Consider the following 20,173-nt stretch of genomic DNA (forward strand, 5'->3'; position numbering starts at 1 on the left):
TTATCCAATGTCACATGAAGCCAGAATGGCCATGTTCAGAATATCGTTGGCGGTCGACACGGTCGAACAGACCTGAATCGGTTTGTCGATGCCCGACAGGATCGGACCGATCACGGTCGCGCCACCCATTTCCTGCATCAATTTAGTTGAGATCGACGCCGAGTGCCGCGCCGGAACGATCAGGATATTTGCCGGGCCGGTCAGACGCGAGAACGGATAGGCAACCTGCTGATCCACGTTCAGTGCCACATCCACGGTCATCTCGCCTTCATACTCGAAATCAACGCCGCGTTGGTCCAGAACCGCTGGCGCACGGTGCATTTTCTCAGCGCGCTCCGAAACCGGATAGCCAAAGGTAGAGAAACTGACAAATGCCACCCGGGGCTCCAGGCCCATGTGTTGGGCGACGGCTGCGGAACGCTCGGCAATGTTGGCCAGATCGTTTTCGTCCGGCCATTCATGCACCAGCGTGTCGCCAATCAGAACGATCCGACCCTTGTGCAACAATGCCGTCACACCAGCAGCGCCATGAGCGGCATCCGCGTCAAACACGTGGTTGATCCGGTCAAGCACATGTGCAGACTTGCGCGTTGCTCCGGTGACCAGGCCGTCGCCATGACCATGCGCCAACATCAGCGACGAAAATACGTGCCGATCCCGCGCCGCCAGGCGGTGAATATCCTTGCGATCAAAACCTTTACGCTGCAGGCGTTCGTAGAGGAAATTCGAATAGGTCTCGAGATGCGCCGTGTTGGCGGCATTCACCACCTCCAACTCGCGCACGGCATCGCCCAATCCCGCTTCTTCCAGCTTCAGTTTGACGTCGTCGGCTCGGCCAACCACCAGCGCTTTGCCAAAGCCCGAACGCTGATACATGACTGCTGCACGCAACACGCGGGGATCATCGCCCTCGGCGAAGATCATGCGGCTTTGCGCCTGACGCGCGCGCGCGTTCAAGCCACGCAGGATGCTGGCCGTCGGGTCCATCCGGGATTTGAGGCTCAACTCATAGGCTTCCATGTCAATGATCGGACGGCGTGCGGCGCCTGTGTTCATCCCGGCTTTCGCAACAGCTGGAGGAATACGGTGGATCAGGCGCGGGTCAAACGGCGTCGGGATGATATAGTCGCGCCCAAAGGTCAGCGATTTGCCATACGCCATGGCAACCTCATCCGGTACATCCTCGCGCGCCAGATTGGCCAGCGCATGGGCACAGGCAATTTTCATCTCGTCATTGATAGCCCTGGCGTGGATGTCCAAGGCGCCTCGAAACAGATAGGGGAAGCCCAGAACGTTGTTCACCTGGTTCGGGTAGTCGCTGCGCCCGGTCGCCACGATGGCATCAACGCGGACTTCGTGCGCTTCTTCTGGTGTGATCTCGGGATCGGGGTTCGCCATCGCGAAAATCACCGGATTATCGGCCATGCTGGCGACCATCTCCTGCGTGACTGCACCTTTGACCGACACGCCCAGGAACACATCCGCGTCTTTCATGGCATCTTCCAGCGTGCGCAGATCCGTGGTGATTGCGTGGGCGGACTTCCACTGGTTCATACCCTCGGTCCGGCCCTGATAGATCACGCCTTTGGTGTCACAGACGATGCAATTCTCGTGCCGCGCACCCATGGACTTAAGCAGCTCGATACAGGCGATCCCCGCGGCACCCGCACCGTTCAGGACGATTTTCACATCCTCGATTTTTTTGCCCGAGATATGCAGGGCGTTCAGCAGGCCCGCCGCACAGATCACCGCCGTACCGTGCTGGTCATCGTGGAAGACTGGGATGTCCATCTCTTCCTTCAGGCGCTGTTCGATGATGAAACACTCGGGCGCCTTGATGTCCTCAAGGTTGATACCGCCAAATGTCGGTCCCATCAGGCGCACGGCGCGACAGAACTCATCCGGGTCTTCGGTGTCCAGTTCGATATCGATCGAGTTCACATCGGCGAACCGTTTGAACAGGACCGATTTACCCTCCATCACCGGCTTCGAGCCCAGTGCACCAAGGTTGCCAAGACCGAGAACCGCGGTTCCGTTTGAAATCACGGCCACCAAGTTGCCCTTGTTGGTATAGTCATAAGCCGTTTCGGGATTTGCCGCGATTGCTTCACATGGAACAGCCACACCAGGGCTGTAGGCCAGCGACAGATCGCGTTGCGTGGTCATGGGAACGGTGGCCTGCACCTCCCACTTGCCGGGGGTGGGGTCCAGGTGAAAGGCCAGCGCCTCTTCTTTGGTGATCTTCGCTTTGGGCATGGAATAGGTCGTTTCTTTACAACTGCGGGACTTGTGCGTGATAGCGCAGGCAACGGCGCGCCTCAACGAGAATACGTTTTCGCCTTTCGTCGCGGGGGCCGGGTTTGTAAGGTCGCGCCCGGAATACGCCAAAAGGGGGCCGCTTTTGTCCACAGTCACGCCGATGATGGCGCAATATCTCGAAATTAAAAAGGCCCACGCCGATGCCCTGCTGTTTTATCGCATGGGCGACTTTTACGAGATGTTCTTTGAAGATGCCGTCAATGCAGCCGAAGCGCTGGACATCGCCCTGACCAAGCGCGGCAAGCACAACGGCGAAGACATTCCGATGTGCGGCGTGCCGGTGCATTCGGCCGAAGGTTACTTGCTAACTCTGATCCGCAAGGGCTTTCGTGTCGCTGTCTGCGAACAGATGGAAAGCCCCGCAGAAGCCAAAAAAAGAGGCTCTAAATCAGTCGTAAAGCGAGATGTGGTGCGTCTGGTCACGCCCGGAACACTGACCGAAGACGCCCTGCTGGAGGCCCGCCGTCACAACTTTCTGGCCGCCTATGCCGAGGTGCGGGATGAAGCCGCGCTGGCTTGGGCCGACATCTCGACCGGCGCGTTTCACGTGATGCCTTTGACCGGCGCGCGCCTCAGCCCCGAACTGGCGCGGCTGGCCCCTTCCGAGTTGATCGTGGCCGACGGAGTGCAAGACAAGATCAATGAACCGGTTCGGGATCTGGGGATTTCTCTGACATCTGTGGGACGCGCCAGCTTTGACAGCGCAGCGGCGGAAAAGCGCATTTGCGGTTTGTTTCACGTCGGTGCGCTGGATGCATTCGGGAACTTCGGTCGCGCCGAAGTTTCGGCGATGGGTGCACTCATCGACTATCTTGAGATCACGCAAAAAGGCAAATTGCCCCTGCTGCAAACCCCTCTCAAGGAATCAGAAGACCGCGTCGTGCAGATCGATGCCGCCACGCGCCGCAATCTGGAACTGACGCGGTCTCTCTCTGGTGGTCGCGCCGGGTCTTTGTTGTCCGTGGTCGATCGCACCGTGACACCGGGCGGAGCACGATTGTTGGAACAACGCCTGTCCAGCCCGTCCAGAAATCTGGACGTGATCCACACACGCCTGGATGCAGTAAGCTTCGCAGCGGAAGACAGCCTGATTGCGTCAGACCTGCGTGAAGCACTGCGGAAAACACCGGATCTGGACCGCGCCTTGTCTCGCTTGTCGCTGGAACGGGGTGGTCCGCGCGATCTGGCTGCCATCCGCAACGGGTTGGAGCAAGCGGCCGCAATTGCCAACTTGTGCAGTGTTCAAGAGTTGCCAGTATTGCTATCTGCCGCCGTTCAAAACCTGACCGGGTTTGACGACCTCTTGTCCCTTCTGGACGAAGCGCTGGTTGCGGAACCGCCACTGCTGGCGCGTGACGGCGGCTTCATCGCCCCCGGTTTCGAAGCCGAACTGGACGAAGCCCGCACCCTGCGCGACGAAGGCCGCTCGGTCATCGTCGGCTTTCAGCAGAAATACGCGGAACACACGGGTATTACCTCGCTTAAGATCAAGCACAACAACGTGCTGGGGTATTTCATCGAAACCACGGCAACCCATGCCGAGAAAATGCTGAATCCACCGTTCAGCGAGACCTATATTCATCGTCAGACCACCGCCAATCAGGTGCGGTTCACCACCGTCGAACTCTCTGAGATCGAAACCCGTATCCTAAACGCTGGAAATCTGGCACTTGAGATCGAAAAGCGGCTCTATCAAAGGCTTTCTGATGATATTTTGGCCCTTGCGGCGCGACTAAATCAAGCCGCCCGTGGGCTGGCGGAGCTGGATTTGACTGCCGCGCTCGCCGATTTGGCGCGCGGGGAAAACTGGTGCCGACCACAAGTGGACACATCACGCACGTTCAGCGTGCAAGGCGGTCGACATCCGGTTGTTGAACACGCCCTGCGGCAGCAAAGCGGCGATTCCTTCATCGCCAACGACTGCGATCTCAGCGCGGATGACGGTGCCGCCATCTGGTTGCTGACCGGCCCCAACATGGCTGGTAAATCGACCTTCCTGCGCCAAAATGCCCTGATCGCTCTGCTGGCACAAATAGGTAGCTATGTGCCTGCTGAACAGGCCCATATCGGTGTTGTCAGCCAATTGTTCAGCCGGGTCGGCGCGTCGGATGACCTGGCCCGAGGACGCTCGACTTTCATGGTCGAAATGGTCGAAACCGCTGCAATTCTAAACCAGGCCGATGACCGCGCCCTGGTTATCCTCGACGAAATCGGGCGTGGAACAGCAACTTATGATGGTTTGTCCATTGCCTGGGCGACTCTGGAGCATCTGCACGCCACCAACAAATGCCGCGCTCTGTTCGCCACACACTATCACGAGCTTACAGCTTTGGCTGGTAAACTGGAAGGCGTGGACAACGCAACCGTTGCGGTCAAGGAATGGGAAGGTGAGGTGATCTTCCTGCACGAGGTCCACAAAGGCGCCGCCGACCGATCTTATGGTGTGCAAGTTGCACAGCTTGCAGGCCTGCCCACGTCGGTCGTGGAACGAGCCCGTATCGTATTGGATCAACTCGAGAAAACCGAGTGGGAAGGCGGCAAGCAGAAGGCCCTGATCGACGATCTGCCGTTGTTTTCAGCCGTGTCGCCACCTCCGCCACCTGCCCCAAAGGCATCTCCTGTCACGGATATGTTGAACGATGTCTTGCCCGACGAACTCAGCCCCCGCGAAGCGCTCGACCTGATCTACAAACTGAAAGAGGCGGCCAGATCCTGACCGCCCCTATATCTTCAATAATTCTTGCGCTAAATGCTTAGCTTCTTTGAAGCCAATTAGCTTGCAGGCATCGAAGACACGCCCACCTGCGCCGGACGCAGCAGGCGGTCGTGCAGCATAAACCCTTCGGCGGAAACCTGAATGATGTCTCCGGCCTTGGTTCCCGGAACCGGTGCCTCAAACATGGCCTCATGCACATTGGGATCGAACCGGTCGCCAACCTCAGGTGTGATCACCTCAATCCCGTGCTTCTGGAACACATCCTTCAACGCACGCATCGTCAGCTCAACGCCTTCCAGCAGACCGGCGGCAACTTCTTTCTGCTCATCCGTCGCGGCTTCAAGCGCACGTTTCATGTTGTCGTAAACCGGCAGCATGTCGCGGGCCAGTTTCGACCCGCCATACTGTTCCGCATCGCGACGCGCCTTGTCGCCACGTTTGCGCGCATTCTCGGCATCTGCCAATGCGCGCATGAACTTGTCTTTGTAGTCGTCTCGCTCGGCACGCAGCGCGTCCAGCTCCAGTTCTTCTTCGCTGATATCCATCAGCTCTTCGGCCAGCTCTTCCGCTTCGGCGGTTGCGATATCGTCCAGAAAATCTTCGTTCTTGGGCTCTGCCATCTCTTACCCTCTAGCTCCGGTCGGATATCAGTTTTCCGACCAGTTGCGCCGTATAATCCACGATCGGCACGATCCGTCCATAATTCAGACGCGTGGGTCCGATGACCCCGACCGCACCGATTATCTTTCGATCAGCGTTCATATATGGAGACACCACCAAAGAGGAACCCGAAAGTGAGAAAAGTTTGTTCTCAGACCCAATAAAAATGCGCACACCTTCGCCATCTTCGGTCAATTCAAGAAATTCTGCGATGTCCCGCTTGCGTTCCAGATCATCAAACAGGGTCCGAATCCGTTCAAGTTCCTCGGCCTGACCCGGTTCGTTCAACAGATTCGCTCGCCCGCGCACGATCAAACGGGCCGAGTCGCTACCATCTCCGTCCCAGGCAGCCATTCCGCTTTCCACCATCTCACGCGCCAGAATGTCGATTTCCTGCTTGCGTGCATCGATCTGCGTCTGCATCTGCCGGCGCACTTCGCTAAGCGTCCGCCCCTCGATGAGCGCATTGAGGAAGTTCGCGGCCTCGCGCATTGAACTGGGGGTTTGTCCGGGTGGCGGGCTGAACAGACGGTTTTCCACATGACCATCCGAGAAAACCAGAACCACCAAAGCCCGATCATGGCCCAGCGATACGAATTCAATATGCTTGATTTCCGATTCATGCTTGGGCGTCAAAACCAGCGAGGCCCCTTGTGTCACGTGTGACAAAGCCGAACCCACACGGTCGAGCATCCCGCCAACATCGCCCGTATTAGAGCCTAAAGTCTGTTCCAGTTTTTGCCGATCATCCGCGCCCAGATCTCCGACCTCAAGCAACCCGTCCACAAACATCCGCAGACCCTGCTGCGTTGGAATTCGACCGGCACTGACATGAGGGCTGTCCAAAAGGCCCAGGAATTCCAGATCCTGCATCACATTGCGAACGGTGGCGGCGCTTACTTTCTCGGACAAGGTACGCGTCAACGTACGGCTGCCGACGGGTTCACCGCTTTCCAGATAGCTCTCGACAATCAGCCGGAACACTTCCCGTGACCGGGTGTTCATTTCGTCCAGAATCTTGCTTGCTTCGCTCATGCGTCTTCCCCTGCTCGTTCGTCATTAAATAGCAGGCAAATGAAAGGTCAATCGGGGTTGCATCGTAACGCTGCGGGGCGTTATCCCCAACCCAGCAAACAAAGGAATTCCGATGCGACCCTCTGGAAGAGATTTAAGCGAAATGCGCGCCGTTTCAATCGAAACGGGGTTCACTAAACATGCCGAAGGTTCCTGCCTGATCAAAATGGGCGACACACACGTTTTGTGCACTGCAACGATCGAGGATCGCGTGCCGCCCTTTATCAAGGGTTCGGGCCTGGGCTGGGTCACAGCAGAGTACGGTATGCTGCCCCGCGCCACAAACACCCGGATGCGGCGCGAAGCTGCCAGCGGTAAACAAGGCGGTCGTACCGTGGAAATCCAGCGTCTGATCGGCCGTGCCCTGCGTGCCGGTGTGGATCGCGTTGCGTTGGGTGAGCGTCAGATCACCGTCGACTGCGATGTGATTCAAGCAGATGGTGGGACGCGCTGCGCCTCGATCACCGGCGGATGGGTGGCCCTGCGCCTGGCTGTGAACAAGCTGATGAAAACGGGCGACGTGATCTCGGATCCCTTGGTAGACCCTGTTGCGGCTGTGTCCTGCGGTATTTATGCCGGTCAGCCGGTGCTGGATTTGGATTATCCCGAAGACAGCGAAGCCGGTGTCGATGGCAACTTCATCATGACCGGATCGGGTAAACTGATCGAAGTGCAGATGAGTGCCGAAGGTTCTGTCTTTAGTCGTGCGCAAATGGATCAGCTGATGGATCTGGCCGAAAAGGGTGTCGGCGAGTTGGCTGCTGCCCAGAAAGCCGCAACGGCATGACCCGCACGTTCGATGGGGACAGGCTGCTGGTCGCCACCCATAACAAAGGCAAACTTGAAGAGGTGACGCATCTCCTCGAGCCATTTGGTGTCACTGTTGTGGGTGCTGGGGATATGAACCTGCCCGAGCCGGAAGAAACCGAGGACACATTTGTAGGCAACGCGCGGATCAAAGCCCACGCCGCCGCCAAAGCCACGGGTCTGCCTGCCCTGTCGGACGATTCCGGGATCACCATCGATGCGTTGGACGGCGCGCCCGGTGTCTACACTGCGGATTGGGCGGAAACCGGCAACGGCCGCGATTTCCTGATGGCTATGACCCGCGCGCATGATGAGTTGGAGGCAAAAAACGCCCCGCACCCCCGCACCGCGCAATTCCGCAGTACTCTTGTGCTGGCCTGGCCCGACGGCCATGATGAAGTGTTCGAAGGCATCGCCCCCGGCCACCTGGTCTGGCCCATTCGTGGTGAAGGCGGATTTGGCTACGACCCGATGTTTGTTCCTAACGGATACGACATTACATTTGCCGAGATGGATCGCTGGGAAAAGAACAAGATCAGCCACCGCGGCCGCGCGGTTGAGAAGTTCGTGAAAGGCTGCTTTGGCGGATGATTGGCGCAACGGGGGCTTTGGCCTGTATGTCCATTGGCCTTTTTGCGAGGCCAAATGCCCCTATTGCGATTTCAACAGCCATGTTTCGAATAAAATTGATCAAAAACAATGGCTTGAATCTTATCTGAGCGAGCTGAAACGCTCTGCCGCTGAAACGCCAGGTCGGGTACTGAACGCGATCTTCTTTGGGGGTGGTACCCCCTCCCTGATGGACCCGGAAACCGTTTCTGCGGTAATTGATGAGGCGCGCGCGCTCTGGCGCCCCTCCAACGACATGGAAATCACGCTGGAGGCCAATCCCGGATCGGTCGAGGCTGGCCGGTTTGCGGCCTATCGGGACGCAGGCGTCAATAGAATCTCGATGGGGGTTCAGGCCCTGAATGACGAAGATTTGCGTCGCCTGGGCCGCATTCATTCAGTTGCCGAGGCCCGCGCCGCCTTTGACATCGCCCGGACCTGCTTTGATCGCGTGAGTTTTGATCTGATCTATGCCAGACAGCACCAAACACCCGAAGCCTGGCGTGCGGAACTAAACGAAGCCCTGTCGATGGCCGTGGACCACCTGTCGCTGTACCAATTGACGATCGAAGACGGAACTGCCTTTGGCGACCGCTATGCCGTTGGAAAACTACGTGGTCTGCCAGAGGACGACAGCGCCGCCGACATGTATCTGATCACGCAGGAAATTTGTGAAGCACATGGGTTACCCGCTTATGAGGTGTCCAACCACGCGCGCACGCGCGCGCAATCGCAACACAACCTGATCTATTGGCGTTACGGAGACTATGTGGGCATTGGTCCCGGTGCCCATGGGCGACTTACTCTGAACGAACAGAAATACGCGACCGAGACCTACCTGAATCCACAGCGCTGGCTTGATGCGGCTACGCGCAGCAGCGGAGAGAAGGGGCGAACAGCGCTATCTCTTGAAGATCAGGCCAATGAATACCTTATGATGGGTATGAGGATTTCAGAAGGTCTAGATATAGATAGGTGGGAGCGCTTAGCGGGTCGAAAACTCTCAGAAGATACCATTGACCACCTGATCGGGATCAAAAAGATTGAACATGAAAACGGCAGGCTTCGGGCAACAGCTGACGGTCGTGCCGTACTGAACGCCGTCATTCGGGAGCTTTTGAGCTAACCATGCATTACCTTTGGGCCGGACTGGGACTTTTATGTGTTGCGCTGGCGACGGTTGGGGTAGTCCTTCCCCTTCTGCCTACTGTTCCATTCCTGCTATTGGCTGCATTTTTCTTTGCCCGATCTTCTTCACGCTTGCACACTTGGCTGCTGACTCATCAACTGTTCGGATCGTTGATACAAGACTGGCAGAGCTCTGGCGCTATTCGACCTGCGGCAAAAAAGGCGGCGACTGTTTCAGTCGCCGCCGTTTTTGGTCTCTCAATTTGGATGTCCGCCCCGAATTTCGTTCTGGCCATTCAAGCCGTCGTCCTGGGCGGTGTAATGGCCTTTATCTGGACGCGACCTAACGGCTGAGCTTGGCACACAGATCGTCAAGCTGGTCTAGGTTCTCATACGTCAGGACAACCTGACCCGTTTCAGTTCCAGCCTTGTGATTGATCGAGACCTTCATCGCCAAAATTGCAGACAGATCTTTTTCCAACGCCCGTGTATCGGCATCCTTGCCCGCGTCCAGGTTTCTGGATCGCGGTGCAGGACGCTCAGCATCACCTTGTTGCTGCTTCTTAACCAAAGCTTCGGTTGCACGCACCGACAGACCCCCTTGGACGATCTGCTTCGCCAACTCCGAAGGGTTTTCGGCCGTAATCAGCGCCCGCGCATGTCCTGCCGATATTTTCCCTTCAATAACAAGATCTTGAACATCCAACGGCAAAGACAAAAGACGCAGAAGGTTGGCGATGTGGCTACGACTTTTACCCAAGGCCTCGGCAAGTTTTTCCTGCGTGTGGCCAAAGCGATCCATTAGCTGCTTATAGCCAGCGGCTTCTTCCACGGCGTTCAGGTCCGCACGCTGGATGTTTTCTATGATTGCAACTTCCAGAACTTCGGTGTCGTCGAAATCCCGCACAATGACCGGAATTTCATGCAGCTGAGCCATTTGCGCCGCGCGCCAACGGCGTTCACCTGCAACGATCTCATATTCATCGACCCCGGTTGAACGCACAATCAAAGGCTGGATAATGCCCTTTTCCTTAACCGAAGCGGCCAGCTCGTCCAGCTGTTCGGGCAGGAAAGTGCGGCGGGGCTGATTGGGGTTGGCCTTCAGCTTTTCAACAGGAACCTTCAGATCAGGCCGACGCGCTTCGGTCAGTACTCGCCCTTCCGTTTCGGGATTTACATCTGCCATAAGAGCGGACAGCCCGCGCCCCAACCCTCTGGATTTTGCTTTCTTGGCGCTCATGCCGCCCTCCTCACTTCCGCCTAAGCAGCGGTCTTGTTGTTCTTGTGCATGATCTCGCGGGCCAGATGCCGATAAGCCATCGCACCAAGCGAACCCGAGTCGTATTGCAAGACAGGCAGCGCATACGACGGTGCCTCACTGACCCGCACATTCCTGGGTATCTTTGTCTTAAAGACCATCTCACCCAGATTGTCACGCGCATCCATTTCGACCTGACGGGACAAGTTGTTGCGGTTGTCATACATGGTCAACACAACACCTTCGATTCTCAGGTCAGGATTCGCGGTTTGTCGAACTTCCCGGATCGTCAGCATCAGCTGAGAGAGACCTTCCAGAGCAAAGAACTCACTTTGCAGCGGCACAAGGACCGAATGCGCCGCCACCATCGCGTTGACGGTCAACAGGTTCAACGACGGCGGGCAATCAATAAGGATAAAGTCCAGGTTGTAGACATCAACCGCAGTCTGCCGCAGCGCATCATGCAGCAAATAACTACGCTTTTCGTTCGAAATCAATTCAATGTCAGCCGAACTCAGATCGACTGTAGCCGGAACAACCAGAAGATTTTCGATTTCCGTTTCCTGAACGACGGCCTCCAACGGAGCATCGTCAAGGATGAGATCATAAGTTGTCCAATCCCGATCCTCTACACCCAAACCGGTGGACGCATTCCCCTGAGGGTCAAGATCAACCACCAAAACCCTGCAACCGGATTCCGCCAAACCCGCTGCCAAGTTGATTGCCGTCGTTGTCTTCCCTACCCCGCCCTTCTGATTGGCGACCGCTATTATCCGAGGTCCTGAAGGTCGGGACAGATCAACCACGTGATACTCCTTTGATTTTAAGGATAACGGCCTGAGGTTCAGTTAAACTTGTAATCGGCTCGACATCGAATTTCCATTCTTCTTGAGCCTCTGACAGCTCTTTTTTCCAGTTTGCGCCTTTGGGCAACAAAGCGGTACCATTCTTGCTTAAATGCCTGTCGCAAAAGGACAATAAAACCCGCAATTCTGCCAGTGCGCGGGCAGAAAGGATATCTGCATACAAAGGATCAACGCTTTCGATTCGTTTTGAAACCACAGTGCACTTAATTCCACATTCCCGTGCAACACTACGTAAGAAAGCGGACTTTCTTTGATCGCTTTCAACGAAGGAAAACTTGGAATCTGGTGATTGATCAGCCGCAATCAAAGCGCACACCATCCCCGGAAACCCGCCTCCGCTTCCGATATCCACCCAGTTTTCGAACTGATCGGCGCATTTATAAACTTGCACGGAGTCGAGGATATGGCGATCCCAGATGTGCTCCAGACTATTGCGGGACACAAGATTGATCTTGGGATTCCAGCGTTTTACGAGATCAACATAGACTTCCAATCGCTCGAATGTTTCACGTGAAACATTCAAACGCTCAAATGTGGAATATTCTGCAGTCATGCCCGTCGCGCCCTGTCATCACGGCGGAGCTTTGCGAGCACAAGCGTCAGCGCAGCAGGTGTAACCCCCTCGACCCGACTTGCCTGGGCGATATTTGAAGGTTTCGCCTGCGAAAGCTTTTGCTTCATCTCCGATGACAAGCCTTCCAAAGAGAAATAATCGAAATCGCGTGGAATAACATATGATTCATCCCGCTTCATTGCTTCCACATCGCGTTTCTGGCGAGCAATATAGTTTGCATAAAGCGCATCACGTTCGACCTGAAGCCTGATTTTTTCATCTACATCTTGCAGATCCGGGATCAAACGCAACAAGTTGTCAAAAGATACGTCCGGAAAGGCCAGGATCGCCATCCCGTCGCGGCGATTCCCATCTTGGTTGACGTTTATCCCGGCAGAAAGCACTTCTTTTGGCGTGTAGGTTCGCTTAGTCAGCTTAGCCTTCACCTCATCAAGTTGGTTCATTTTGTCTTCAAAATGTGCCTGGCGGTGAGATCCAACGCATCCGAGCTCTATCCCGATTGGCGTCAAGCGTTGGTCGGCGTTATCTGCGCGAAGGGAAAGACGAAACTCTGCCCGCGAGGTAAACATCCGGTAGGGTTCAGCCACGCCGCGTGTTGTCAGGTCGTCTATCATAACTCCGATATAGCTGTCGGATCTGGTAAAATGTACAGGATCACGGCCGTGCACTTCCAGTGCGGCATTGAGGCCGGCAACCATACCTTGCGCGGCCGCTTCCTCATACCCTGTGGTTCCATTGATCTGACCCGCCAAGTACAGTCCCGGAACATCGGGCAGCGACAGAGTTCCAGTTAAAACACGAGGATCGACGTAGTCATACTCGATAGCATAACCCGGCTGTAAGATCTCTGCGCTTTCAAGGCCTTTTATGGATCGGACATACTGCAACTGCACGTCTTGAGGAAGCGACGTCGAAATACCATTGGGGTAGATCGTGTGATCGTTTACCCCTTCGGGTTCCAGGAAAATCTGATGCGATTCTTTGTCTGCAAATCGTACGATCTTATCCTCAATAGAGGGACAGTATCGAGGACCTATGCCGTCAATATGGCCGCCATACATCGCTGACTTCGAAAGATTGGCCTCGATGATCTCATGTGTTTTTGCGTTGGTATGTGTGATTCCACAGGAAATCTGCGGTGCGACCACGTCCGTAGATAGAAACGAGAACAGTGTTGGCTTTTCGTCCCCGTCTTGACGCTCTAGGTCGGACCAGTCGATTGTCCGCCCGTCCAGGCGAGGTGGCGTACCTGTTTTCAAACGTCCCAACGGTAAATCATAACTATCCAGACGTTCGGCAAGCTTGACAGAGGGGCGGTCTCCCATCCTTCCACCAGGGCGGGACACGTCACCGATATGAATGACGCCACGCAAAAATGTCCCAGATGTCAGTATAACTGCGCGACCAGCAATCTCTGATCCGTCCGAAAGTAGCACGCCGGAAACGCGCGATCCATCCATGAGAAAGTCGAGAACCTCACCGACGATAACAGACAGGTTGATCTGATTCTGCGTTTCTCTCTGCATCGCCGCCCGATAAAGGGCGCGGTCTGCTTGTGTTCTGGGACCCTGCACTGCCGGTCCCTTTCGTCGGTTCAATAAACGAAATTGAATGCCCGCTTGGTCCGCGACACGTCCCATAACGCCATCAAGCGCGTCAATCTCGCGAACCAGGTGACCTTTCCCCAAGCCCCCAATCGCTGGGTTACAAGACATAACACCTATGTCTGATGCAGATAGGGTTACCAACGCGGTATTGGCGCCCATCCGTGCAGAGGCATGAGCGGCCTCGGTCCCGGCGTGCCCTGCGCCAATTACGATGACATCAAACTTCGAATGTTTCACGTGAAACACTCCTTACTTTCCCAAACAGAAGCTAGAGAAGATTTCATCCAGCAGTGTTTCGACATCTATTCTGCCAACCAGAGATTCAAGAGCCCGTATGGCGGTTCTCAGTTCTTCTGCAGCGATATCATACAAGTTCGGGCCTGATTCCAGAACCGAGATCGCCGACTGGAGAGAATCCAACGCCCTATTGATCGCAACGCGATGGCGTTCCCGTGTTGCAATACCATGGGTAGTGGTTCTTTCACCCAGTTCATACGAAATCTGGTTTATAAGCGCATCGAGCCCCTGCCCTGTTTTTCCAGATACACCGTGACTTTTTTCACCTCGAAGGTCAGCCTTTGGCAGAACATGAATATCACCCTCTTGCTTCCCAACACCAAGTTCTTCCGGTGTATCTGACAGGAAAACACGTAGGTCGGCAGCCTCTGCTCTGCTGCGCGCCAACTCGATGCCCAGGTTTTCGACATGGTCTTCGGTTTCTCGCAACCCGGCCGTATCCAACAAAGTCACTGGTAATCCAGCAAGATCCATCCGAACTTCAATCACATCACGCGTGGTCCCAGCATATTCTGAGGTAATTGCGGCCTCTCGACCGGCCAAGGCATTCAAAAGAGTAGATTTACCTGCATTCGGAAGCCCCACGATTGCAACTTCAAACCCTGTGCGTATACGTTCGGCGATTTTCACACCATCTGCCTCGCGGCGAAGGTCAGACGTGACACCCTGGATCAGTTCACGGACTTCAGGCGTTACATCTGTTGGAACCTCTTCATCAGCAAAGTCGATAACAGCTTCCAACAAGGACGCAGCCCGTATCAAATCCTGACGCCACCGTTCTGCCAAAGTGCCCAGCTCGCCAGCCAAAATGGTTTGTGCTTGCTTGCGCTGCGCCTCGGTTTCGGCGTCGATCAGATCGGCCAAACCTTCGACCTGCGTCAGGTCCATTTTACCATTTTCAAGCGCCCGGCGCGTGAACTCACCCGGTTCCGCGATGCGCAGCCCATCAGTATCCGACAAGCATCGCAGCACAGCGTTGACGGACGCAGTACTGCCATGGATCTGGAGCTCTGCCACATCTTCGCCGGTGAAACTGGCCGGAGCCTGGAATGTGAGGACCAATCCGTCGTCCAGACGTGCTCCGCCCTGATCTCGCAGGGTACGCAGAACCATTCCACGCTCAGGTAGCGTGCCACCTGTCAATCGCGCCGCCGCAGAATGCGAGTCCGGGCCCGAGAGGCGTATAACCGCCACTCCAGCTTTGCCTTGCGCGCTGGCCAGGGCAAATATCGTATCCATGAATAGCCCCCGCGTCAGAACCGGTTCGACGTCAGGTGTTCATTGAATCGAAGAATTCCGAGTTTGTCTTGGTCTGCTTCAACTTCGACAGCAGGAACTCGATTGCGTCTGTCGTTCCCATCGGGTTGAGAATACGGCGCAGAACAAAAGTCTTGGCCAAATCACCCTTGTCGACCAGCAGGTCCTCTTTCCGGGTGCCGGATTTGAGGATGTCGATGGCCGGGAACACGCGCTTGTCTGCAATCTTGCGATCCAGAACGATTTCCGAGTTACCTGTGCCTTTGAATTCTTCAAAAATCACCTCGTCCATCCGGCTGCCGGTGTCGATCAGCGCGGTGGCGATAATGGTCAGCGAACCGCCCTCTTCAATGTTCCGAGCGGCACCAAAGAACCGCTTGGGCCGTTGCAGGGCGTTGGCATCCACACCGCCGGTCAGAACTTTACCCGAGGACGGGACCACAGTGTTAAACGCCCTACCAAGTCTTGTGATCGAATCGAGAAGAATAACAACATCTCGTTTATGTTCGACCAAACGCTTGGCTTTTTCGATAACCATTTCTGACACGGCCACGTGGCGCGTTGCCGGTTCGTCAAAGGTCGAGGATACAACCTCACCTTTCACCGAGCGCTGCATGTCAGTCACCTCTTCGGGACGTTCATCGATCAGCAGGACGATCAGATAGCACTCAGGGTGGTTCTTCTCGATCGAGTTGGCGATGTTTTGCAGGATCACGGTCTTACCGGTCCGCGGTGGCGCCACAATCAAAGAACGCTGGCCCTTACCTATGGGAGACACCAGATCGATGACACGCGCGGATTTATCCTTGATGGTGGGATCTTCGACCTCCATTTTCAGACGCTCATCGGGATAGAGCGGTGTCAGGTTGTCAAAGGCGATCTTGTGCTTGGCCTTTTCAGGATCTTCAAAGTTGATCTTTGTAACTTTGATCAGTGCAAAATAGCGCTCATTTTCGTCCGGAGCTTTAATATCGCCTTCAACCGTATCCCCGGTCCGCAACGAGTGCTGGCGGATCATCTCGGGCGACACATAGATGTCATCCGGACCCGGCAGATAGTTCGCCTCGGGCGAGCGCAGGAAACCGAAACCGTCCTGAAGAACCTCCAGCACGCCATCGCCGCCAACGGTCCAGCCTTCATCCGCGCGTTCACGCAGGATCTGGAACATCATCTCGCCTTTTCGCATGGTCGAGGCGTTTTCGATCTCCAGCTCTTCGGCCATCGCCAAAAGGTCTTTGGGGCTTTTGGCTTTCAGATCGGCCAGATTCAGAGATTCTGTTGTCATGATACAAACCTTCACCGCTGAGTTTGCGGCATGAAGTGGAATTTCAGTACGGAAGATACGCCGCCCGGACGGGCGTGTTGGTCCTTACATAAGCGCGACAGCGTTCGGAGTCAAATAGGCCCTCAGAACTTCAGAACGACCGCCAGAACGATGACAACCATCAGAATGGTGGGAACCTCGTTCATCATGCGATACTGCCGCCCAGTGAGCTTGTTTTGCCCTTCCAGAAAATCTTTGCGCCGTGCCATCAGCCAGTGATGAAACCAGGTCATGCCGATTACTGCGGCACCCTTTACCCAGGGCCACGCCCAATCCCATCCAACAATGCCCGGCGTGAACACCATGATCAGGCCACAGACCCAAGCCACGATCATCGCAGGGCGCATGATCACACGCAGCAGCTTTTCTTCCATTTCAAAGAAGATGTCCTGCGCACCTTCGACTGATTGCGCTTTCTCAACATGATAGACGAATAGTCTAGGTAGATAGAACAGACCTGCCATCCATGAGATCACAGCCATGATATGGAGTGACTTCACCCACGGGTACAGCGTGAAAAGAAGATCTGTCATTTCGGCTCCGGGCGTTGTTCGGGACTCTCCCTAATAAAAAAATAAGAAAAGAAAAAGGATGATGGTTTTGTAGGGCAGGCAAATTCCGTGGATTACTTTTTTACACAAGTGTTTTCCCCATGTGGACAGAGCATTCGAAATTTAGGGTGATTCTGTTGAAATTAAAAACTATACAATAAAAACAATATCTTATGACGCTGATACTAAGATGAGATTTGGGGATAACTCTTTGGGTATCATGGGATAATCAGGTTATCCCGGTTTTCTAAGTTATCCTTGTCCCGGCTGGATGGGATTTGAGCGACTCGAGGATCTTTGTTGCGAATTTCCCGGGGTTGCGTGTCAACCGGAAAACCATACAAAGCACCCCAGAACTCTCATCGACTTGCACACGGGGTTTTCCACATGTCTGTCCCCATTCTTCTCGCCTCGGGATCTGCCATTCGGGCGCAGCTGCTCAAGAACGCAGGTGTTCCATTCACGGTTCAAACCGCACGCGTGGATGAAGAGATGGCCAAACGCGCCCTACTGGCCGAAAATGCATCATCACGGGATATTGCTGATACGCTTGCCGAAATGAAAGCCCGCAAGGTCAGTCACAAGAACCCTGGTGCTATGGTTCTGGGTTGTGATCAGGTTCTGGATTTTGACGGTCAGCTGCTGTCGAAGCCCGAAACCCCCGAACAGGCAATGGCTCAGCTGAAAGCCATGCGTGGCAAGCGGCACATGCTTTTGTCGGCGGCGGTGATCTATCAGGATGGCGAACCGATCTGGCGGCATGTGGGACAGGTGCGATTGCGGATGCGGGCCAGTTCTGATGCCTATCTGAAGGACTATGTTTCTCGGAACTGGGACAGTATCCGTCATGCGGTCGGCGCATATAAGCTGGAAGAAGAAGGTGTCCGCCTGTTCGCCACCATTGACGGCGACTATTTTAACGTTTTGGGTATGCCCCTGTTGGAGCTTCTCAACTTTCTGGCTGTCAAAGGGGTGATCGATCAATGACGGACTACCGGGTTCCTCTGGCCGGGGTGATCGGACATCCCATCGGACACTCCCGTTCCCCGAAACTGCATGGCCATTGGCTGAAGACCTACGGCCTTGCCGGACATTACATCCCGATGGATGTTGCATCCGCGGACCTAGAGACTGTGCTGCGCACTCTACCCAAAGCAGGTTTTGTTGGGGCGAATGTTACCGTTCCCCATAAAGAAGCAGCTTTGAAGATCGCGGATCACGTATCCGACCGCGCGACTGTGATTGGCGCTGCGAATACACTGGTGTTCCGTGAAGATGGCTCGATCCACGCGGATAACACCGATGGGTACGGTTTCATGGAAAACCTGCGCAGCGGAGCGCCGGACTGGAATGCCAAAGACGGACCAGCCGTTGTGTTCGGTGCCGGCGGGGCGGCACGTGCGGTTCTGCAAGCCTTGTCCGATGCAGGTGTGCCGGAAATCCTGTTGGCCAACCGAACGCGCGCCCGTGCGGATCATCTGAAAGAAGAGTTCGGTCAGCGCATCCGTGTTGTCGATTGGGTTCAGGCCGGGAATGTCATCGAAAACGCGGAACTGGTGGTGAACACAACCTCATTGGGTATGCAGGGCCAGCCCGAGTTGCGGGTTCCCCTGGATGGGTTGCAGCCCGGCGCCGTTGTCACAGATTTGGTTTATGCCCCTTTGAAAACATATCTGTTGCAAACCGCAGAAGAGGCTGGCTGCACCACGGTCGATGGTTTGGGCATGTTGCTGCACCAGGCAGTTCCCGGCTTTGAACGCTGGTTCGGTGTCCGCCCCGAAGTGGACGCGGAAACGCGCAAGGCGGCTTTGGCATGAGCTTTGCCCTTGGCCTAACCGGTTCCATTGGCATGGGGAAAAGCACCACGGCGCAGATGTTTGTCGAAGAAGGTTGCGCCCTGTGGGATGCGGATGCAGCAGTGCATCGGTTGTATGCGCCCGGAGGCGCAGCGGTTGAACCTATGCGCGCATCCTTCCCCGCCGCGATTGTTGACGAAGCTGTCAGCCGGGATGGGTTGAAACAGATTATTGCCGCTGATGCTGATGCGTTGAAGGTTATTGAGGCCATTGTTCATCCCTTGGTCGCCGCCGACCGCGCGGAATTCCGCGAAAGCACATCAACCGATATTTCAGTGTTCGACATTCCGCTTTTGTTTGAAACCGGCGGAGATGCAGCGATGGACGCGATAGCATGTGTTTCGATCCCGGCAGATGAACAAAAGCGCCGCGTCCTGAAGCGTGGAACAATGACCGAGGCGCAGTTCGAACAGATCCGCTCCAAGCAGATGCCAAATGAAGAGAAATGCGCGCGATCGGATTTTGTGATCGTGACAGACACTCTGGACCACGCCCGCGCGCAGGTGCAGGATGTGGTCAGGCAGATACGGGCGGGGATGGCCAATGCGTGAGATTGTACTCGATACCGAAACCACCGGATTCGACCCCGAAAGCGGGGACCGGATCATTGAAATCGGTGCCGTTGAGCTGCGGAACCACGTCGCCACGGGTGAGACGTATCACGTCTATATCAATCCTGAACGGGGTATGCCGGATGAGGCGTTTGGCGTGCATGGCATTGGTCCAGACCTGTTGGACAACCCGCGCCCACCGGAAAAGGGTGAGGTGACGCTGAAAGACAAGCCGGTTTTTGCCAAGGTTGGTCATGGGTTTCGTGACTTTGTTGGGGATGCGCGGCTGGTGATCCACAACGCGTCGTTCGATATGAAGTTCCTGAACGCCGAACTGAAAAGGATGGGCGCGACGTTAATCCCGATGGAGCAAGCGCTGGATACGCTGGCAATCGCCCGCAAACGGTTTCCCGGCTCTCCGGCGTCACTGGATGCGCTGTGTCGTCGTTTCAACATCGATAACTCGAACCGCGTTCTGCACGGCGCCTTGCTCGACTCTGAAATTCTGGCCGAAGTGTATCTGGAGCTGATCGGTGGGCGGCAGCCAGATTTCGGCCTTTCGGCTTCTGCGTCTTCTGCGGCGGGCGGCAGCGATGACTGGCGACCAACACCGCGCGCGATACCATTGCCATCCCGGATCACCGAGGATGAACGCGCAGCACACGAAGCATTTGTTGGAAAACTGGGCGAAAGCGCCCTGTGGACCCGCGCCTGATCAG

General features: G+C 55.6%; 19 protein-coding genes. 9 read left to right on the forward strand and 10 right to left on the reverse strand.

Annotated features, from left to right (window positions below):
* On the reverse strand, nucleotides 1-2,256 hold the full coding sequence (locus tag AC2FJZ_RS13320; RefSeq protein ID WP_496670213.1) for an NADP-dependent malic enzyme: 2,256 nt from the start codon (nucleotides 2,254-2,256) through the stop codon (nucleotides 1-3).
* 163 nt (nucleotides 2,257-2,419) lie between these two features.
* Here AC2FJZ_RS13320 and mutS point away from each other — a divergent pair, with 163 nt between their 5' ends.
* Nucleotides 2,420-5,035, forward strand: coding sequence for a DNA mismatch repair protein MutS (gene mutS / locus AC2FJZ_RS13325; protein ID WP_496778198.1), 2,616 nt, complete (start codon nucleotides 2,420-2,422; stop codon nucleotides 5,033-5,035).
* A gap of 56 nt (nucleotides 5,036-5,091) precedes the next feature.
* Here mutS and AC2FJZ_RS13330 read toward each other — a convergent pair whose 3' ends face one another.
* Complete coding sequence (locus tag AC2FJZ_RS13330) at nucleotides 5,092-5,655, reverse strand: nucleotide exchange factor GrpE (protein ID WP_496778108.1); 564 nt, start codon at nucleotides 5,653-5,655, stop codon at nucleotides 5,092-5,094.
* Between the two features lie 10 nt (nucleotides 5,656-5,665).
* Nucleotides 5,666-6,730: a heat-inducible transcriptional repressor HrcA gene (gene hrcA / locus AC2FJZ_RS13335; protein ID WP_496670215.1), complete on the reverse strand. Its 1,065-nt coding sequence runs from the start codon at nucleotides 6,728-6,730 to the stop codon at nucleotides 5,666-5,668.
* Between the two features lie 112 nt (nucleotides 6,731-6,842).
* On the opposite strand from hrcA, the gene rph reads away from it, so the two are divergent.
* Genes rph through AC2FJZ_RS13355 form a run of 4 tightly spaced genes read left to right on the forward strand, consistent with a single transcriptional unit; the run spans nucleotide 6,843 to nucleotide 9,667 of the window.
* Nucleotides 6,843-7,556: a ribonuclease PH gene (gene rph, locus AC2FJZ_RS13340; RefSeq protein ID WP_050604640.1), complete on the forward strand. Its 714-nt coding sequence runs from the start codon at nucleotides 6,843-6,845 to the stop codon at nucleotides 7,554-7,556.
* The gene (gene rdgB, locus AC2FJZ_RS13345) at nucleotides 7,553-8,167 is read left to right on the forward strand and encodes an RdgB/HAM1 family non-canonical purine NTP pyrophosphatase (protein WP_496778110.1); all 615 of its coding nucleotides are present in this window, start codon (nucleotides 7,553-7,555) and stop codon (nucleotides 8,165-8,167) included. The genes rph and rdgB overlap by 4 nt, the downstream gene beginning before the upstream one ends.
* The gene (gene hemW / locus AC2FJZ_RS13350) at nucleotides 8,157-9,311 is read left to right on the forward strand and encodes a radical SAM family heme chaperone HemW (protein WP_496778112.1); all 1,155 of its coding nucleotides are present in this window, start codon (nucleotides 8,157-8,159) and stop codon (nucleotides 9,309-9,311) included. The genes rdgB and hemW overlap by 11 nt, the downstream gene beginning before the upstream one ends.
* Before the next feature lie 2 nt (nucleotides 9,312-9,313).
* Nucleotides 9,314-9,667: a YbaN family protein gene (locus AC2FJZ_RS13355; RefSeq protein ID WP_496670218.1), complete on the forward strand. Its 354-nt coding sequence runs from the start codon at nucleotides 9,314-9,316 to the stop codon at nucleotides 9,665-9,667.
* Here the strand turns inward: AC2FJZ_RS13355 and AC2FJZ_RS13360 are convergent.
* The 7 genes from AC2FJZ_RS13360 to AC2FJZ_RS13390 form a co-directional block, all read right to left on the reverse strand.
* The gene (locus tag AC2FJZ_RS13360; RefSeq protein WP_496778114.1) at nucleotides 9,657-10,553 is read right to left on the reverse strand and encodes a ParB/RepB/Spo0J family partition protein; all 897 of its coding nucleotides are present in this window, start codon (nucleotides 10,551-10,553) and stop codon (nucleotides 9,657-9,659) included. The genes AC2FJZ_RS13355 and AC2FJZ_RS13360 overlap by 11 nt on opposite strands.
* A 20-nt stretch (nucleotides 10,554-10,573) precedes the next feature.
* On the reverse strand, nucleotides 10,574-11,377 hold the full coding sequence (locus AC2FJZ_RS13365; protein WP_496778116.1) for a ParA family protein: 804 nt from the start codon (nucleotides 11,375-11,377) through the stop codon (nucleotides 10,574-10,576).
* Entirely contained in the window at nucleotides 11,370-11,990 is a 621-nt protein-coding gene (rsmG, locus tag AC2FJZ_RS13370; protein WP_496778118.1) for a 16S rRNA (guanine(527)-N(7))-methyltransferase RsmG, read from the reverse strand. The genes AC2FJZ_RS13365 and rsmG overlap by 8 nt, the downstream gene beginning before the upstream one ends.
* On the reverse strand, nucleotides 11,987-13,855 hold the full coding sequence (gene mnmG, locus AC2FJZ_RS13375; protein ID WP_496778120.1) for a tRNA uridine-5-carboxymethylaminomethyl(34) synthesis enzyme MnmG: 1,869 nt from the start codon (nucleotides 13,853-13,855) through the stop codon (nucleotides 11,987-11,989). The genes rsmG and mnmG overlap by 4 nt, the downstream gene beginning before the upstream one ends.
* A gap of 12 nt (nucleotides 13,856-13,867) precedes the next feature.
* The gene (gene mnmE, locus AC2FJZ_RS13380) at nucleotides 13,868-15,154 is read right to left on the reverse strand and encodes a tRNA uridine-5-carboxymethylaminomethyl(34) synthesis GTPase MnmE (protein WP_496778122.1); all 1,287 of its coding nucleotides are present in this window, start codon (nucleotides 15,152-15,154) and stop codon (nucleotides 13,868-13,870) included.
* A gap of 31 nt (nucleotides 15,155-15,185) precedes the next feature.
* A complete protein-coding gene (gene rho, locus AC2FJZ_RS13385; RefSeq protein ID WP_050604648.1) occupies nucleotides 15,186-16,457 on the reverse strand; it encodes a transcription termination factor Rho in 1,272 nt (423 codons plus the stop codon).
* Nucleotides 16,458-16,579: 122 nt separating this feature from the next.
* Entirely contained in the window at nucleotides 16,580-17,029 is a 450-nt protein-coding gene (locus tag AC2FJZ_RS13390; RefSeq protein ID WP_050604649.1) for a CopD family protein, read from the reverse strand.
* A 405-nt stretch (nucleotides 17,030-17,434) separates the two neighbouring features.
* On the opposite strand from AC2FJZ_RS13390, the gene AC2FJZ_RS13395 reads away from it, so the two are divergent.
* Genes AC2FJZ_RS13395 through dnaQ form a run of 4 tightly spaced genes read left to right on the forward strand, consistent with a single transcriptional unit; the run spans nucleotide 17,435 to nucleotide 20,169 of the window.
* Nucleotides 17,435-18,034, forward strand: a complete 600-nt coding sequence (locus AC2FJZ_RS13395) for a Maf family protein (protein ID WP_496778124.1) — start codon at nucleotides 17,435-17,437, stop codon at nucleotides 18,032-18,034.
* Nucleotides 18,031-18,864: a shikimate dehydrogenase gene (locus AC2FJZ_RS13400; protein ID WP_496778126.1), complete on the forward strand. Its 834-nt coding sequence runs from the start codon at nucleotides 18,031-18,033 to the stop codon at nucleotides 18,862-18,864. Before AC2FJZ_RS13395 ends, AC2FJZ_RS13400 begins: the two co-directional genes overlap by 4 nt.
* A complete protein-coding gene (coaE, locus tag AC2FJZ_RS13405; protein WP_496778129.1) occupies nucleotides 18,861-19,454 on the forward strand; it encodes a dephospho-CoA kinase in 594 nt (197 codons plus the stop codon). Before AC2FJZ_RS13400 ends, coaE begins: the two co-directional genes overlap by 4 nt.
* Nucleotides 19,447-20,169, forward strand: a complete 723-nt coding sequence (dnaQ, locus tag AC2FJZ_RS13410) for a DNA polymerase III subunit epsilon (RefSeq protein ID WP_496778131.1) — start codon at nucleotides 19,447-19,449, stop codon at nucleotides 20,167-20,169. The genes coaE and dnaQ overlap by 8 nt, the downstream gene beginning before the upstream one ends.
* Nucleotides 20,170-20,173 lie beyond the last annotated feature (4 nt).

The sequence above is a fragment of the Ruegeria sp. CDSA079 genome, assembly GCF_059612245.1.

Excerpts from the sequence above, each read along its gene's own strand:
- AC2FJZ_RS13400 (WP_496778126.1), top strand. The coding sequence starts at position 18,031 with ATGACGGACTACCGGGTTCCTCTGGCCGGGGTGATCGGACATCCCATC.
- AC2FJZ_RS13330 (WP_496778108.1), bottom strand. The coding sequence starts at position 5,655 with ATGGCAGAGCCCAAGAACGAAGATTTTCTGGACGATATCGCAACCGCC.
- rsmG (WP_496778118.1), bottom strand. The coding sequence starts at position 11,990 with ATGACTGCAGAATATTCCACATTTGAGCGTTTGAATGTTTCACGTGAA.
- mutS (WP_496778198.1), top strand. The coding sequence starts at position 2,420 with ATGATGGCGCAATATCTCGAAATTAAAAAGGCCCACGCCGATGCCCTG.
- AC2FJZ_RS13355 (WP_496670218.1), top strand. The coding sequence starts at position 9,314 with ATGCATTACCTTTGGGCCGGACTGGGACTTTTATGTGTTGCGCTGGCG.
- dnaQ (WP_496778131.1), top strand. The coding sequence starts at position 19,447 with ATGCGTGAGATTGTACTCGATACCGAAACCACCGGATTCGACCCCGAA.
- rdgB (WP_496778110.1), top strand. The coding sequence starts at position 7,553 with ATGACCCGCACGTTCGATGGGGACAGGCTGCTGGTCGCCACCCATAAC.
- rho (WP_050604648.1), bottom strand. The coding sequence starts at position 16,457 with ATGACAACAGAATCTCTGAATCTGGCCGATCTGAAAGCCAAAAGCCCC.
- mnmE (WP_496778122.1), bottom strand. The coding sequence starts at position 15,154 with ATGGATACGATATTTGCCCTGGCCAGCGCGCAAGGCAAAGCTGGAGTG.
- coaE (WP_496778129.1), top strand. The coding sequence starts at position 18,861 with ATGAGCTTTGCCCTTGGCCTAACCGGTTCCATTGGCATGGGGAAAAGC.
- AC2FJZ_RS13360 (WP_496778114.1), bottom strand. The coding sequence starts at position 10,553 with ATGAGCGCCAAGAAAGCAAAATCCAGAGGGTTGGGGCGCGGGCTGTCC.
- AC2FJZ_RS13395 (WP_496778124.1), top strand. The coding sequence starts at position 17,435 with ATGTCTGTCCCCATTCTTCTCGCCTCGGGATCTGCCATTCGGGCGCAG.
- hrcA (WP_496670215.1), bottom strand. The coding sequence starts at position 6,730 with ATGAGCGAAGCAAGCAAGATTCTGGACGAAATGAACACCCGGTCACGG.
- rph (WP_050604640.1), top strand. The coding sequence starts at position 6,843 with ATGCGACCCTCTGGAAGAGATTTAAGCGAAATGCGCGCCGTTTCAATC.
- AC2FJZ_RS13320 (WP_496670213.1), bottom strand. The coding sequence starts at position 2,256 with ATGCCCAAAGCGAAGATCACCAAAGAAGAGGCGCTGGCCTTTCACCTG.
- AC2FJZ_RS13390 (WP_050604649.1), bottom strand. The coding sequence starts at position 17,029 with ATGACAGATCTTCTTTTCACGCTGTACCCGTGGGTGAAGTCACTCCAT.